A 15,427-nucleotide genomic window follows, 5' to 3' on the forward strand; every position below is an offset into this window, starting at 1 on the left:
TGATCATACTGCGAAAACCCGATTGCGCCCCGCGTGTTTCGCGTGATAAACCGCTTCATCAGCGCGTGCAAAGAGCGTTTCCAAGGTATCGTTGATCCGGTATTCACTAACGCCAAAACTGGCGGTGATTTTAGGCAGATTATTGAAACAATGGCTCTCCATCGCGCTGCGCAGTCTTTCGGCGAGATCCACTGCGGCTTGATGTCCACCTTCCGGTACAAGAATAACGAATTCTTCCCCTCCCCAACGGGCAAAAATATCGGTGGTCCGGACGCAACTTTGGACCCGTTGCGCGACGCCTTTGAGCACCTGATCCCCGGCAATGTGTCCGAATTGATCGTTGACCTGCTTGAAATAATCAATATCAAAAACAATCAGCGCCAGTTTTCCGCCATAACGCTGTTGACGCTGTAAAATGATGTCAAACCATTCGGTAAACTTGTAGCGGTTATAAATACCGGTCAGTAAATCAGTGCACGCGAGCTTGTCTTTTTCCTTAATGAGAGATTCAACAATTATGAGTAATTTATTGAAATTATCAGAGATAACGCCGATTTCATCCGGAGTGAACAGTTTAATCCGGTTGGAAAAATCCTTGGTTTTTATCGTATATTCAATGCTTTTCAACAGTATATTCAATGCATGCAGAATGCGACGGATCGCTGATCCAATCAGCAGGGTTAGCAATAATGCAATGCTAATCACTATTGCTGCATTAAATATAAATTTTTTCTGCGCTAGGGCCATCTCCCTGGTCATCCCCTCATGCAAATAGGCGGTGTATGCGCGCTCTACGGTCTGCAATTGATTGATCCAATCAGTGGCTACAGTAAACCACGCTTCAGCGGTGATCATGGTATGGCTGCCGGTCAAAATCAGTTCAATGATCCGAAGAATATTTTGTACTTCAGTTTGTGCCTGAATGGTGTGAAATATGTTGACGATCTTGGGCGTTGCATCCCGAAAAAAGAGTTGTGTGTGATGTTGATAGAAACTAAATTCCCGACTCACTGTAGCAATATGATTTATATTTAATTTTCCGAGACTGAAAACTTCATTGAGGCTGGCGCGAATTTGCCCAAGGTATTCTTTTGCATACAGCAAATGGGTGTAAGCGCGAACATCGTTTTTCAAATCGGTATTCAGATGGTCTGTCAGCACATTAATATAGTCGAGTATTTCCACAATGATTAATGTGTAGTGATTAAAAGCATGAACGGCAGTCAGCTGATTGCGTAAAACCTGCTTCCTGATTTCTGGCAGATCTTCCAAACCTTGAGCAGGGTTGAGAACGCCATCTGCTACTTGTGTCCTGGCGTGGTTGGTCGCCGTATGTTGCGCATTCAGCAAGGCGGCGCTGGATATTGAACAACCCGCTAAACAACCCACCGAAATACCACGCTCTTTTTGCAATTCATGAACCAGATCGGAAAGGCTTTCGATGACTTTGATATCGGTCATTGAAGCAATTTTGTGGTTTTTTTCCTGGTTCAGTGCGACAAAGTAAGCCGCCAGAATGTAAAACAGGCAGGCTGTAATCAGCAGTCCAATCAATAGCATTCTTGCCCTGATGGTCATCAATCATGTCCTCTCGGTGGATGACATCACGGGAAGCGTCCAGCACCCAGTCGGTCAGGTTTTCCTCGCGTTTCTGGATCATAGCGGCATTGCCGGAACGAAGAATATCGGATGGACCTGGGGCATGGGCGCTGCTGATCATCGCTATTGCTCAGGCTGTCAGACGTGTATAGAGCAACAACAGCTGACGCGGCAAATCTTCCGGGTGGCGAACCAGGACAAAGCCGTCTTTCCCGAACAGATACGGCAAATAATCATCGGCCTCCTGATCAATCGTTACGCAGAATGGATGCAATCCGGCACGCCGCGCTTCAATCAGCGCCCTACGGGTATCCTCAATCCCATAGCGCCCTTCATAATGATCCAGATCATTGGGCTTGCCATCGGTCAACAGCAACAGCAAGCGGCGGGCGGCGGTCTGCCGACCGAGGGTCAGCGTGGCGTAACGCACCGCCGCGCCCATCCGTGTGTAATAACCCGGCTTGATGGCGTTAATCCGTCCCCGGATGGTCGCGGTATACCGCTCGGTGAAACTCTTGATGCGCTGCACCCGAACGTGCTGACGCTTGCGCGAAGAAAACCCGTACAGCGCAAAGCGATCGCCGGTCGCCGCCAGCGCTTCGGCGAACAGAAATAAACTGTCGCGGATCATCTCGATCACCCGCCCGTGATTATTTACCCAGGCATCGGTGGATAGCGACAAGTCCGCCAATAAGAGACAGGCCAGATCGCGCTCCTGCCGGGCCAGTTGCCGGTACAACCCGCGCTCATAACCGGATTCGCCGCTGGCGCGGTCGGCGGCATAGCGCACCCAGGCATCCAGATCCAGCTCCTCGCCGTCCGGTTGGGCGCTGCGCCAGCCCCGAGCTGGTCGCAGCACTTCAAACTGGCGGCGCAGGCGTTGCGCCGCGCGCCGCAAGACCAGCGGCAATTCACACGGCGTCGCCCGCCGCGCCAGCATTTCCTGCACCGCGCAATAATCGGGCAATAGCTTCTGTTTGCGATAATCCCATTCCGGAAAGGGCAGTCCCGGACCCAGCGGCAGGTCATCCTCGCTGGCGGAAGGCAAATCGAGATCGAACCGCACCCGCGCGGCAGTGCTGGCGCCATCCTGGGTGATGCTCAACACCGGCATATCATTGGCCGCCCGCCCGGCGTCCGCTGCCGGATCATCGTCATCCGGGCGATTCACTCGCACAAATTCGGCCCAGGACAATAAACTCTCGGCGCGAAACGGCAACAGAAACGGACTTTGCCGCTCCGGCAAATCGGTATATTCCGCGCGCCGGCGCTGACGATCCCGTTCCACGGGTTGACTGTCCGTCGGGCGAGGCGCGTCGGCAGAGGCCTCCTTGCGCCCGGGTCGGGTCGTTGCTGGAGCCGGTGGGGGATACAGCCAGAGCGGAACCGGTGGCAACGGTCGCCGCGCCGCCGGCCATTGCGCAACGCTGCCCGGTTCCTGTAACGCCTGACCGAGCGCCGTTTCCTGGGCTGCTTCATCCGGCGGCAACTGGGCCGGGGGCGTCCGCGTCTTCAATACCGCATCGACCAGACGCCGGTAACGCGACCGCAGACCCGGATAGCGCGCCAGCGTTATTTGCGTCGCCTGCTGATTCTGCGCCCACCAGGGCGCGTCAGGCTCCACGACATCGTGCGCGGCGGCCAGGGCAATCAGCCACAAATACAGGTCGCGGTTCAAAGCCCGACTCGGCAACACCGCCAGTTGTCCCGGCAATTGCAGCGTTTCCCGATCCCGGCGCGCGGGTTCCACGGTGTCCCCGATTCCAGCGATACGCGCCAGCCAACCGCGTCGCGCGCCCTGTGGCTGCGCCGACGCAGGCGCCACGCGCAGACCAGGATCGCCGCCGAAGGCGCGGAACAGCAACCCGGCGGTTTTCTCGATTTCCGCCAGCGTAACCGTTGCTTCCGGCGCCGACCGTTGCGCTACCCGTGTGATCCAGCGATGCCACAGCGCACCGATCTGTTCTTCCATCTGAAGGTCACTCCATCTTAGGCATGAATCTGTTGAAACTTTTGCAACCACTCAATAGCCTGACTGATAAGCTAACAACCTCCTGCTTTCGACACTGAGGACATTTTATGTATACGCTTTACCGTCTGAATGCTGACGAATTATCCATCGATCTTCTTGAATCCATTAAAACGCAATTTCGCCATCAACTTATTGAAATTGCAGTCTGCCCAGCCGAAACAGCGGAGCAGGATGAAACCGCTTATCTGTTGGCGAATCCGGCAAATCGCGCTCGTCTTCTGGAAGCAATGGAAAATGTTCGTCAGCAACGCGATCTAGTGACCGTAGACCTGGCTGATTTGCAATGAAAATCGCCTTTGAAAAGATCGCATTCGCCGATTTTACCGCGTGGGCTGAGCAGGATCGGAAAATTCATAAGCGCATTGTGGCCTTGATCATGGATATCATGCGTGATCCTCGTCAGGGCATTGGCAAACCGGAACCACTCAGACATGAATTGCATGGCTACTGGTCACGGCGCATTAACGATGAACATCGGTTGGTTTATCGCGTCGAAACCGAAACCATTACCATTATTGCTTGCAAACATCACTACGAATAAAAAAATTGCTTGTAGATAAATATATTAAGTCAATTATCAAACGACGGACTTGAGGGGTCTGGAACCGGTTTTAGCCTTGTCCATTGCTGACTGGCCCGTTAGCAACCCTTGCGAGCCATCGGCCTGCAACGCCTGCTGACCCTCGATCCAGTGCAACAGACTTCCCTGGGGGTTATCGCGCTGCACCGTTCCACAGGCGTCGATGCATTGCCCGCACTGGGTGCAAGCGAACATCAAACGCTTGATATTGCGTGGCTTGAGGCGCATCGGGCAGGCGTGATCGCAGAAAGACGGGCAAGCGGCGCAATCACGGGCGCGTTCCCGCGGATAACCCACGACCATCGCCTGACGGTTGCTCATCCACGCCAGACTCTGAAACATCCCGACGGCGCAGGCGTAGCGGCAGAACAGATGCCGGGCAAAGGTGAATTCCAGAAACAGCACCGTGGTCGCCACGCCGATGAACAGCGCCTGATTGCGCGTCAGGCTCCACTGGAACAGGTTGCCGTAAACCTCAGCTGGCGGCAGCAGATAAGTCAATAACGCCACGGCCCACAGGAAGGCGAAGACCAGCGCGAGAGGCATCGCCAGGAACCAGTAGCGCCGGTCGGATAACGCCGGCGTCCCGTTCGGGTGATAAGGCGGTCCCGGCTTTTTGTCCCAGATGCTTTGCTTGCCGCTGGCCTTGCGCACCAGTTGATTGATGGTTTCCACCACCGAGAAATGCGGACACAGCCAGCCGCAGTACAAACGGCCCCAGCGCCAGGCGACGCCGAGAAACACGACGGCCAGCAGCACCAGCGGCGCGATGACCCGCAACAGAATGTTCAGCGACATCTGCTGATGGTCGATCCGTCCGGCCAGATAATCGTCCAGGCCCAGCGTCCACGGCGCGCCAAAAAGGATCAGGTGCCCTTGCGTCAAATCGAAACGCAGCAGATCGACCACCGGCGCGAACAGGAACAGAATGAAAAAGCCGCCCTGATACAGGACGCGCTGGCGTTGAAAAGGCGTCATGACAGCAAATTTCCGACCAGAGGATAGCGAAAGGTTTGTCCGGCGAGCGCCCGCGCCAGTCCCAAAATGCCCAACAGCACCAAGGTCGCGTGTGCGGTGGTGAAATAGAGAATGACGATGACCCAGGTGCTGGCCGCGTCATAACCGCCCAGGGTAATGATCAGCAGATTGACGATCACCAGCAACCCGCCGGCCCACAAACTGGCGGAAAGCGTTTGCTGTAAATGCTGACGTCCCAGCAGCGGCGCTGTCCGGCAATAGCGCCCGTACAGTCCCAGCAGCAGCAGAAACGCCAGCCCCGGCAACAGTAACAGATTGATCAGGTACAATGATTCTGCGGCAATCGCCAGGCCCTGGCCGGGAGGGGAGGGGTCCTCCATCGGAGACGACTCAGGCGAAATGGGCATTCACCACCTCCAGCAACGCCATGGCGGTCAGGTCATCATCGGTCAGCGCCTCGACCAGCGCCACCCGGCAAGCAGTCACCGGCGCCATGCCGCCCTGGATTAACTGGGCGGCGTACACCAGCAGGCGGGTACTCGGCGCTTCGTCCAGATCATGCTCTTTCAAAGTGCGCAGCGCGTAACCCAGACGCACCAGCGCTTCGACTGTGGCGGCCGCACAACCGGTTTCTCCCATGACAATCGCCCGTTCCCGCTCCGGGGCGGGAAAGTCGAAACGCAGGGCAATGAACCGTTGGCGGGTCGATGGCTTCAGGCTTTTCAACAGGTTCTGGTAACCGGGATTGTAGGACACCACCAACATGAACGAGGGCGGCGCGATCAGCACTTCCCCAGTGCGTTCAATCGGCAGCACCCGCCGGTCATCGGCCAAGGGATGCAGCACTACCGTTGTATCCTTGCGCGCCTCGACAATTTCATCCAGATAGCAGACGCTGCCTTCACGCACCGCCCGGGTCAGCGGCCCATCGCACCACACCGTTGCCCCGCCGTGCAATAGATGCCGCCCGACCAGATCGGCGGCGGACAGATCATCGTGACAGGCCACGGTATGCAGCGGCAAACCCAGTCGCGCCGCCATGTGCGCGACAAAGCGGGTTTTCCCGCAACCGGTCGGTCCCTTGATCAGCAGCGGCAGGCGATGCCGCCAGGCGGCTTCAAACACCGCGCATTCATCGGCGGAGGGTTCGTAGTAGGGGAGGTCCGGCATGGCAGGGGACAGGGGGCAGGCATCAAAATCCCCTCGCCCTTGGTGGGAGAGGGTTAGGGTCACGGCCATGAACTTAAGCCTCTTAAGCATCCCAGGGCGTTGCCCTGGGCTAAAATTAGGACGCCCCTTTAGGGCTTAACTCAATGAAAATATTGTGGGTTCCGCCCTGAAAGGGCGATTCAATGTTAGCCCAGGGCAACGCCCTGGGTGATCAAGGTCATGTGATTTTCTTAAGTTAATGGCCGTGAGGGTGAGGGTGGGGGTGGGGGGCATTATGTCGCCGCTGGCTGCGCGGTGCCGACGTCTACCGCTTGCGGCTTATCCTTGGCGAAGAAGCTGTAGAGATACACGATCAGGCCGAGGCAGAACACCACGCCCGCCAGCCAGCGCATCCAGTAGAACAGCGCGAGTTGATCCTGCACCGCCATGAACGCCTGCGGATTATCGATAATGCGCTGCAGCCAGACTTGCAGAATGCCGGCGGCGGTCAGGAACAGGGTGATAAACACCATCGACACCGTCATCAGCCAGAAGCTCCACATTTCCAGCACCTGGGCGCGCTCCGGGTTGACCTCGCGCCCGCGCAACATCGGCATGGCGTAGGAAATAATAGTCAGCACCACCATGACATACGCGCCAAAGAACGCCAGGTGGCCATGCGCGGCGGTGATCTGGCTGCCGTGCGTGTAGTAGTTGATCGGCGCCAGGGTGTGCAGGAAGCCCCAGACGCCCGCGCCCAGGAACGCCATGACCCCGGTGCCCAGCGCCCACAAGGTGGCCGCTTTATTCGGATGCTGCCGGCGGCGGCGATTGACCATGTTGAAGCAGAATACCGTCATGGCGAAGAACGGCAGCGGCTCCAGCGCCGAGAAAATCCCGCCCCACCATTGCCAATACGCCGGCGTCCCGATCCAGTAGTAATGATGGCCGGTGCCGATGATGCCGGTGACCAGCGCCAGAGTGACAATCACATACAGCCATTTCTCAATCACTTCCCGGTCGACGCCGGTGATCCGGAGCAGCACGAAGCCGAGAATGGCGGCCATGATCAGCTCCCAGACGCCCTCGACCCACAGATGCACCACCCACCACCAGAAATACTTGTCCTTGACCAGATTCGACGGGTTATAGAACGCGAACAGGAACAGCACCGCCAGCCCGACCAGCCCAATCAGGAGAATCATGCTGATCGCGGTTTTGCGACCCTTCAAAATCGTCATACCGATGTTGTACAGGAAGGCCAGCGCCACCACCACAATGCCGACTTTGGTCGGTAACGGCTGTTCCAGGAATTCACGACCCATGGTTTCCAACAGGTCATTGCCGGTCATTTCCGCCAGCGTGGCGTAGGGCACGGCCAGATAGCCGACCACGGTCAGCGCCCCGGCGATCAGAAAGACCCAGAACAGGACCTGCGCCAGCAATGGGCTGTGCAGCTCGGTTTCCGTCTCTTCCGGCACCAGGTAGTACGCCGCGCCCATGAAGCCGAACAGCAGCCAGACGATCAGCAGGTTGGTGTGCACCATGCGGGCGACGTTGAAGGGAATCGCCGGGAACAGAAAATCGCCGATCACATATTGCAGGCCGAGAATCAGCCCGAACAGAATTTGCCCGACGAACAGGGCGATGGCGGCGATGAAATAGGGTTTGGCTACCGCCTGGGATTTATATTGCAAATGCATCATCAATCATTCCTCGCTGTCAATGGCGGAAGCCTCTTTAACCCTGGATATTGGGCGGCCAGTTTTCAGTGTTGATTTCCGAGGTCCACTTCAGAAATTCCACCAGATCATCCAACTGCTCGTCGGTAAAGTGAAATTGCGGCATTTGCCGACGGCCGGGCACCTTGGTCGGTTGCACTTTGATCCAGATTTTGATGAATTCCGCGCCGCGCCGTTGATAGACATTGCCCAGTTCCGGCGCGAAGTAGGCGCCTTCGCCCAGCAGGGTGTGGCAACCGATGCAGTTACGGGTTTCCCACAACGCTTTGCCGCGCGCGACCGCTGGCGAGGGGGTTTCGCTGGGAATGCGCTGCGGAATCTGCCGGACGGTATGAAAGGTCAGGGCCAGAAACAGCAGAATGAAAAACACGGTCCCGCCATAGAATATGTTGCGGGCCATGGCCTTGGTAAAGGTTGCGCTCATTTCCCCGGGTCTCCTTGATGGTCAGAGACGGACGATCCGCGTGTCGACCGCCGGCTAAGCGCGTATTGTCGCAAGATGCGGGATGAGGTTCCTTGACGCAGGTCAAGGAATGTCATTACCGTTACCGACATCCTTGCTCAATCATCAAGAGCACAGGACCGCATACGGTTGGCCGAAACAATCGTTCCCTGAGCGTCCATGATAAAGATCCCTACCGGCAGAATATCCATAACAGATCGCAAAAGCTGTTCGCTTTCGCGCAGAATCCGGCCGGGCGGCACATTTGGGCGGGCGGGCGCTCGGTCGGCATTGAACGATTCGGCGAATACAAAGCGTGGTGACTGGAGAACGGAAAGCGGATCGAACCGCATGAATGGGCGGGAGCGCGGGCTATCGAGAAAGGCGAAACGTCGCTGGACGAAGAAATCGAAATTGAGTGTTTCAATGGTACGCACAAGATCATCCTCAACTTCGCTGTACCCATCCGTGGAGACGATGGGCGCATCAAGGGCGCAGTTATCGTTAACCAGGACATCACCGAGCGCAAGGCCATAGAAAACCAGATCAAGAATCTGGCTTTCTATGATCCCCTGACCCAGTTGCCGAATCGGCGATTGTTACTGGCACCGGGCGATGGCGGCCAGTGCTCGCAACCAACGGCATGGAGCGCTGTTGTTTATCGATCTCGACCATTTCAAGACGCTTAACGACACCTTAGGTCATGACTACGGCGACCTGCTGCTGCAACAGGTCGCCGAACGGCTGGCGACCTGTGTCCGCGAAGGCGACATGGTAGCCCGTCTGGGCGGCGATGAGTTCGTGGTGATGCTGGAACGGGTAACCTGAAGATACGTGTAAAAAGTTGGGTCCTGTAAATTTTCCTGTGATCCGAATGGTAGCGTCATGGAACCGGTCCCAAACCAGATAGCGCCAGGGTTGATCGCCGAAGCAGGACGGTGCCCAGCGCGCTGCTTCCAGCAACGCCAGTAACTGTTCACGACTAACCGGCTGATCCCGATCGATAGCGCGAGGACTCCAGCGACGTGCAATCAAATCGGCGATCGGGGTTGAAGTCAGGGCAGGTTTTTCGAGCATGTGAGATCTCCAGGTCGGTTCAGCCAGAATCAATAGTTAATGGTATCGCTTTGTCTGAAACAATGTTGTCGGAGCTTACTACGTATCAGTTCCTCATCACGGGGCAAACTCGATGGTCCTGCAAATTTTCCTGTGATGGCGGGGGTTCGCGGCATGGGGTTTAATCTCTGAGGGTCTAATTCCCCGCAGCTTGCTGCGTCACGAATCAGGTATCTGTTTTTTTTGATCAGAAATTTTTGTAAGAAGGTCACATTAGAAAAAGGGGTCTTTGGAGTAATGCTACCCTTGTTTTAGCAACTGTGCTTGGGAGTGCAGCCGAAATAGGGGTAGGGAAAGCTCTCGCCTCCCACCGGGTCGCCGGAGGCAGTCACCCGCCTCCGGCTCCCACAGAACGTCGCGAGCAGATTTCCTGCACGACGCTCTTCGCAGCGTGAAAGATTCACAGCACCGCGAGTGCCTGCAACTCCCGATAGGGAAGATGCAGCTTCGGTCGCGGTAACGGATGGCGCACCTTAATCTGCTGGAAAATCTCCCAAGAAAGGTGCCCTTCCCGGCTCCGACTGCTCAGCATCTTATGCCAATACCACTCCGCAAACCGATGCACTTTCTGCAAGGCTCGGAAGTTGCCGGCGATGCCATAGTAGGCATAGTGACCCCGCAGGACACGATCGAGATGGATCGCCTGTTCCCGTAGCGGCAGATGCCGCATCCGCCGCATCAGGTCGCGTAGTTGACCAAGACTGCGCTGAAGTCGTGCCTTCTCCGTGCGCATGCCCACCTTGAAATTGCCCTTTTGATTGCGCGTGCAATAGAGGGTGAAGCCCAGAAAATAGATCGTCTCCGGGCGATTTCTCCCCCGCTTGGCCGCGTGGGCTTGGGCAAAGCGACCGAATTCGGCCAGCTTGGTCTTGCTCGGTTCCAGGCTGAGGCCAAACTTCCCCAACCGCTTGCGTAGTACCTCCTGGACACGTAGGGCATCCTCGCGGTATTGGAAACACAGCACAAAGTCATCGATATAGCGCAGCAGGTAGGCTTCGCCCCGCAGTCGAGACTTGACCACCCGCTCAAACCAAAGGTCGAGCACATAGTGCAGGTACACATTGCTCAGTAGTACGCTGATCGATCCGCCTTGCGGTGTCCCTTCCTCGTTCGGATGGAGTTCCCCATCTTCCAGAATGCCCGCTTTCAGCCAGCGCCGGATCAGGCTGATCAGGCGCGGGTCTCCGACTCGATGTTCCACGAAGCGGAGTAACCATCCGTGGTCGAGACTCCCAAAGAAGTTCTTTAGATCCGCCTCCAACACCCACCCCACCTTGCGACCGGCGATCACCTCGTGGAGGGTCGCTATCGCGCGGTGAGCACCCAACCCGGGCCGACCACCAAACGAGCAGGGCAGAAAATCCTGCTCGTAGATGGCCGATAACACCTCCGCTGTGCTGCGCTGGAGCGCCCGGTCACTCACACAAGGAATCCCCAAGGGGCGCTTCTCCTGCTTACCGGGCTTCGGAATGTACACCCGCCGAATCGGCGGCGCCGGGTAGCCTTGGCGGTGTACCGCTTCGAGCATCGGCTCGATCCAGACCGCAAAATCCTCCTTTGCCTCCGCGACCGTCTGGCCATCCACGCCGGGGGCCGAGTGATGGGGAATCTGTTGGAGATTCTTCCAGACCCGTTCCGCCGTGATGTGGTGCGCCAGCGAGGTCAACCGGAGCTTCGGTTCACACCGAGCTTTCGCTGCTATTCGTTCAAGTCTCGTTGCCATGACGGGTTGCTCTTCGCTTTGCATCGAAGACCATTGCCTCCCTCTGGGTGGAGCTCATGTTGCCCAAGAACGATTCACACTCCGCTGACCGCTTCCCCCTGTGGTCGGCTCTCCCGACCGCCGAGTACTATCAGTCAGTCTGACTTCCGCCAGGCCATTGGGTCGTCCTCGCGTTGGGCGCTTGTTGGACCCTACAAGCTCCGCTTGAACCCGGCGGATCTCCCTTGTTCCCATGAAATCCTTGGATGACATGCCGGCGGTACGAACCCCGGAAGCACCCCAGAAGACTCGCCCATACGCCTCCTGGAATTCCGCCTTCCCCATTGGGAGACTGGGTCGGCTACTTCAACCACGTTCGATTTCGGGGCTATGTTCCCGTTCACGGTCGTTCCGGCCTATCATCTTCCTGTCTACGCTTCGCAGTGCCCGTCACCGGTTCACCACGCAAGACTCGGTACCCGGCTGCTGGCTAGGCTTTACCAGGGCAGCCATCTCAGGCTGCTGTATTTCATGCGCTTGCAAGGCGCAACTCCCTCCGAACCGTGCGAGCGGGTCTCCCGCACACGGCTCTCCAGTCGGTTGTTTCCTCATCGGGATTGGCACGCCAACGCATGGGCTTCGGTCATGGTGAAAAGACCTTGCGCAGCGAAGAAGGCATTGGGCCAGCGACTGTGATCCGCTTTGGAACGCCCCGTCCGGCTATGCAGCCGGTGTTGTCGGCGCAGCAACGCGCGGAGTCGCCGTCGGATGAAGCCGTCGAGGATGTGAAAGATCGGAGGGTAAGCGTGTTTAAAGTAGCTGTACCAACCTTTCAACACCGGGTTGAGATCCGCGATGATGCGCGTCAAGCTCTCCCCGCGGGTTCGTCCCGTTTTCGCCCGGATTTTGTCCTTGATGGCGTGGAGACTTTTCGCCCGCACCCGACGCTGACCGTTTTCAAAGCGATAGCCCAAGAAGTCAAAGCCGTGTCCCGGTTGCCGACAGTCACCCCTCTGGGTTTTATCGGGGTGTAGGGTGAGGCCGTGTTCTTGAGTCCAGGTTTGCACCGGGTCTAACGCGCGCCGCGCGTCTAACTCGTCGGCACACAGGATCACGAAGTCGTCCGCGTAGCGGGCGATCCGATACCCTTGTGCCTGCATCCGGCGATCCAGCCCATGCAGGTAGAGATTCGCTAAGAGTGGGCTAAGCACCGCGCCTTGCGGGGTGCCTCGCGCGGGTGTCCACCGGGTCAGTCCTTCCAGGATGCCTTGACCCAGATAGGCGCTGATCAGATCCAACACCCGGCCATCACTGATGTGCCGGGCGACCTGAGTCATCAGCTCCGCGTGCGGGATCGTGTCAAAGTCGCTTTTCAGATCGGCATCGACCACCCAAGTGTAACCCGCCTTGATCCACGCATCGACCGTGCGGAGCGCGTCCTTGGCGCTGCGTCCCGGACGGAAGCCGTAGCTCACGTCCAGGAATTCCCACTCAAAGATTGGTTCCAGCACCCGTTTGAGCGCCCCTTGAACAATACGATCTTTGACGGTCGGGATACCCAGGGGGCGCTGTCCACCGCCGGCCTTGGGGATGTAGATCCGACGGACGTCTCCTGGACGGTAGTTTCCTGCTCTCAAGTCGGCCTCGATTTCACCCAAGTAGCGTTCCGCCTGTGCCGCAAAGCGTTCAATGCTCATGCCATCGACCCCGGCGGCGCCGTGGTTCCGCGCAACGGCGACCCATGACGCTTCCAGCGTCCGGCGATCACACACCTTATCCCATAAACTGTACCATTGGCCTCCTGTCACCCCGTTAACCAGGGCATCCAACATCCGCTCCGTCCACACGCTCGGTTCCACCCAGCCCCACGTCCGGGGATCACGGGTTTCTTGTGCTTGTTTAGCCCACTGGGGCACTGACGCACTCAACAGCATTTCGCCTCCGTCGTTCGTGAATGTCGTGGATCAACCTTCCTACCCCCCTTTGCTCCGCCCCGCGTTACCGGAGCCTCTGACGGCGGATGGTTCCGGGCTTTAGGGTGCTGTTGGTGTTCTCCGTTGCCGCCTGGTTTCCCGGCGGTGCCACAATATCGCGCCCCATGGCCTGGCCCTTATCACACCGTCGCGCTCTTATGAGGGTTCTGACTCCTGCTCCCGGTCACCTCCGTGAGCAGGTCTCCCCGCTTACTGCGCTTGGCCTTCTGATCGTTCCGTCCTCAACCACACTCTGCGCCCGCCCGTCGTTTGCTTCGCCCATCTCAACGCGGTCGGTGATTTTCAGGCTTCGCCACGGGATAGCAGGCTCGCCGCCACAGAATGCCGAATCAGGTTCGTTCTCCTACGGACCAATCTTTCGCCGCCGGTGGCTCCCCACCTCGCCTCACAGCGACGCAGTGACCTTGGGCTACCGAGTCTTGGCTTCCTCGGACACGGACTTTCACCGTGCTGACTAAGCGCCCTCACGGGCGCACTACCCCGCAGTTTGCTGCGGGGTCGTTTATTCATTGACCGCATCTAACCCCTTGATCCTAGCGATTGATGCTCATCACATTGGCCCGATCTACAGCCTGGCAACAAGCGTTTGAATGTCTGGCGGAAGGCAATCAAATGTGGGTCAGAAACGCGCCGGTGTTGCAGCAATTCCCGGCCTCTCGCCTTGTATCTGATTTAAAGGGATTTTTTATTTCAACCCAAGGTGCGTTCCTGAACGTGTTCTTTTTAAAAATCAATTTGTTGAAAGAAAGAGACCGGGAACTGCTGCCGGTGTTGTTGCTGTCGGTGGCCGCACCCCACTTCGGTCACAACAACCAACTCAACCGCTGGGCAGAATATGATACCGGCGCCGCCAGTGAAAATCTCTGTCTTCAAGCGACTGCTTTAGGTTTGGTAGCGCATCAGATGGGTGGGTTCGATTCTGATAAGGCCAAGGCAACATTCAATATTCCCGCCGACCATACTTGTATGGCGATGATTGCTGTAGGTCATCCCGGGTCCATTGATGTGCTGCCAGGTACGCTGCGGGAAAAGGAGCAAGCGCCCCGGGAGCGCAAGCCATTGGCGCAAATTGTGTCCGAGGGCGCTTGGGCTCACCACCTATCCGTTGATCTCAAACCAGAGTTTTAGAGTATTTGGGTCGCTTTCATACAACGGCAACTCAAGCAGTGAATACCGCTTTCTGACCAGTGAACTTGGCGTCTTTATGAACTGATAGGTGGTGAGGAGCCGACCCGTCACCGCTTGTTCGTTTTGAGCGAGTGAGATACGATGTATCTCGTTTCCAAACCCGGAGGATGACATGACAGCGAGCACCATGGTTCACGTTCGCGTGGACCCTCACCTCAAAGCGCAGGCGGCTGAAACCCTGGCGGCCATGGGCTTGTCCGTGTCCGACGCCGTGCGGGTTTTCCTCACGCAGGTCGTGGCGGAACAACAATTACCGTTCACACTCAAGGCGCCAAACGCCCAAACCCGGGCCGCGATGGCGGAAGCCGACACGATCGCCCGCACCCGTCAGGCACGCTTTGTGACGGCCAAAGCCCTGTTCGATGACCTCGAAAAGAACTGCGGCGAGTAAACGTGCCACGCTGCCTCGGGCCACGGATTACACCAAAGCGTTTCTCAAGGATTGGGAGCGCTTGGGGCGATCCGGCCGGTATGACCTCCATCGGCTCAAGGAAGCCATGCTCTTGCTGATTGCTAACGAGGCTCCGCTGGGACCGGAATGGCGGGATCATCCCTTGATAGGGGACTGGGAAGGGCATCGCGAATGTCACATCGGTGGCGATTTTTTACTCCTGTACAAGCTGAATGACCCTACGAAGCCGGGTTTACTGGTGTTTGTCCGCGCCGGTACGCATGCCGATCTGTTTGAGTAGCGACATCTGATCGTTTATCGGAGAGGCGTTTTTTCTTTTTAATCTTTACTGTTTATGATGACCTTGGCCTTCGGGGAAATTGCGATGCCTGGCACCGTTCCCGGTAGGCTTTCTGCTGACAGGCACGGGAGCAATACATCCGAGTGCGGCGTGGGGCGCTGACCCGTTGACCGCATTGCGCGCACGCGATGGTTGCGGGTGGCTGTGCTTCGG

Annotated in this window: 15 protein-coding genes and 3 pseudogenes; 7 read left to right on the forward strand and 11 right to left on the reverse strand. The window is 57.3% G+C overall.

Features of this window, described 5'->3' with window-relative positions:
* Nucleotides 1-3 precede the first annotated feature (3 nt).
* Complete coding sequence (locus H6973_17115; protein ID MCP5127298.1) at nucleotides 4-1,578, reverse strand: diguanylate cyclase; 1,575 nt, start codon at nucleotides 1,576-1,578, stop codon at nucleotides 4-6.
* Nucleotides 1,579-1,729: 151 nt separating this feature from the next.
* A complete protein-coding gene (locus H6973_17120; protein MCP5127299.1) occupies nucleotides 1,730-3,571 on the reverse strand; it encodes a VWA domain-containing protein in 1,842 nt (613 codons plus the stop codon).
* 107 nt (nucleotides 3,572-3,678) lie between these two features.
* On the opposite strand from H6973_17120, the gene H6973_17125 reads away from it, so the two are divergent.
* Nucleotides 3,679-3,918 (forward strand): hypothetical protein, encoded by a 240-nt coding sequence (locus H6973_17125; protein MCP5127300.1) that lies wholly within the window; start codon nucleotides 3,679-3,681, stop codon nucleotides 3,916-3,918.
* On the forward strand, nucleotides 3,915-4,172 hold the full coding sequence (locus H6973_17130) for a Txe/YoeB family addiction module toxin (GenBank protein MCP5127301.1): 258 nt from the start codon (nucleotides 3,915-3,917) through the stop codon (nucleotides 4,170-4,172). The genes H6973_17125 and H6973_17130 overlap by 4 nt, the downstream gene beginning before the upstream one ends.
* Nucleotides 4,173-4,208: 36 nt before the next feature.
* Here H6973_17130 and H6973_17135 read toward each other — a convergent pair whose 3' ends face one another.
* The 6 genes from H6973_17135 to H6973_17160 form a co-directional block, all read right to left on the reverse strand.
* Nucleotides 4,209-5,189: a 4Fe-4S binding protein gene (locus tag H6973_17135; GenBank protein MCP5127302.1), complete on the reverse strand. Its 981-nt coding sequence runs from the start codon at nucleotides 5,187-5,189 to the stop codon at nucleotides 4,209-4,211.
* Nucleotides 5,186-5,569 (reverse strand): hypothetical protein, encoded by a 384-nt coding sequence (locus tag H6973_17140; protein ID MCP5127303.1) that lies wholly within the window; start codon nucleotides 5,567-5,569, stop codon nucleotides 5,186-5,188. The genes H6973_17135 and H6973_17140 overlap by 4 nt, the downstream gene beginning before the upstream one ends.
* 10 nt (nucleotides 5,570-5,579) lie before the next feature.
* Nucleotides 5,580-6,359 carry a CbbQ/NirQ/NorQ/GpvN family protein gene (locus H6973_17145; protein MCP5127304.1) on the reverse strand — a complete coding sequence of 260 codons (780 nt, stop codon included), beginning with the start codon at nucleotides 6,357-6,359 and terminating at the stop codon, nucleotides 5,580-5,582.
* Between the two features lie 272 nt (nucleotides 6,360-6,631).
* The gene (locus H6973_17150) at nucleotides 6,632-8,035 is read right to left on the reverse strand and encodes a cbb3-type cytochrome c oxidase subunit I (protein MCP5127305.1); all 1,404 of its coding nucleotides are present in this window, start codon (nucleotides 8,033-8,035) and stop codon (nucleotides 6,632-6,634) included.
* Between the two features lie 43 nt (nucleotides 8,036-8,078).
* Nucleotides 8,079-8,504 (reverse strand): cytochrome c, encoded by a 426-nt coding sequence (locus tag H6973_17155; protein MCP5127306.1) that lies wholly within the window; start codon nucleotides 8,502-8,504, stop codon nucleotides 8,079-8,081.
* Nucleotides 8,505-8,641: 137 nt separating this feature from the next.
* Complete coding sequence (locus tag H6973_17160) at nucleotides 8,642-8,959, reverse strand: hypothetical protein (protein MCP5127307.1); 318 nt, start codon at nucleotides 8,957-8,959, stop codon at nucleotides 8,642-8,644.
* Between H6973_17160 and H6973_17165 the strand changes: the two are divergent.
* Nucleotides 8,846-9,350: pseudogene (locus H6973_17165) on the forward strand (diguanylate cyclase). The gene H6973_17160 and the pseudogene H6973_17165 sit on opposite strands and share 114 nt — an antisense overlap.
* 51 nt (nucleotides 9,351-9,401) lie before the next feature.
* Here H6973_17165 and H6973_17170 read toward each other — a convergent pair.
* The 3 genes and pseudogenes from H6973_17170 to ltrA (H6973_17180) form a co-directional block, all read right to left on the reverse strand.
* Nucleotides 9,402-9,599: pseudogene (locus H6973_17170) on the reverse strand (nitroreductase family protein).
* 439 nt (nucleotides 9,600-10,038) lie between these two features.
* Complete coding sequence (ltrA, locus tag H6973_17175) at nucleotides 10,039-11,361, reverse strand: group II intron reverse transcriptase/maturase (GenBank protein MCP5127308.1); 1,323 nt, start codon at nucleotides 11,359-11,361, stop codon at nucleotides 10,039-10,041.
* A gap of 587 nt (nucleotides 11,362-11,948) precedes the next feature.
* The gene (ltrA, locus tag H6973_17180; protein ID MCP5127309.1) at nucleotides 11,949-13,274 is read right to left on the reverse strand and encodes a group II intron reverse transcriptase/maturase; all 1,326 of its coding nucleotides are present in this window, start codon (nucleotides 13,272-13,274) and stop codon (nucleotides 11,949-11,951) included.
* Nucleotides 13,275-13,898: 624 nt separating this feature from the next.
* Here ltrA (H6973_17180) and H6973_17185 point away from each other — a divergent pair.
* The 4 genes and pseudogenes from H6973_17185 (at nucleotide 13,899) to H6973_17200 (ending at nucleotide 15,214) form a co-directional block, all read left to right on the forward strand.
* Nucleotides 13,899-13,973 (forward strand): annotated as a pseudogene (locus H6973_17185) (nitroreductase).
* Nucleotides 13,947-14,462, forward strand: coding sequence for a nitroreductase family protein (locus H6973_17190; protein ID MCP5127310.1), 516 nt, complete (start codon nucleotides 13,947-13,949; stop codon nucleotides 14,460-14,462). Before H6973_17185 ends, H6973_17190 begins: the two are co-directional and overlap by 27 nt.
* A gap of 172 nt (nucleotides 14,463-14,634) precedes the next feature.
* Entirely contained in the window at nucleotides 14,635-14,913 is a 279-nt protein-coding gene (locus tag H6973_17195) for a type II toxin-antitoxin system RelB/DinJ family antitoxin (GenBank protein MCP5127311.1), read from the forward strand.
* Nucleotides 14,885-15,214, forward strand: a complete 330-nt coding sequence (locus H6973_17200) for a type II toxin-antitoxin system YafQ family toxin (protein MCP5127312.1) — start codon at nucleotides 14,885-14,887, stop codon at nucleotides 15,212-15,214. The genes H6973_17195 and H6973_17200 overlap by 29 nt, the downstream gene beginning before the upstream one ends.
* Nucleotides 15,215-15,427: the final 213 nt, after the last annotated feature.

The sequence above is a fragment of the Gammaproteobacteria bacterium genome (assembly GCA_024235095.1).
Taxonomy (GTDB): Bacteria; Pseudomonadota; Gammaproteobacteria; order Competibacterales; family Competibacteraceae; genus UBA2383.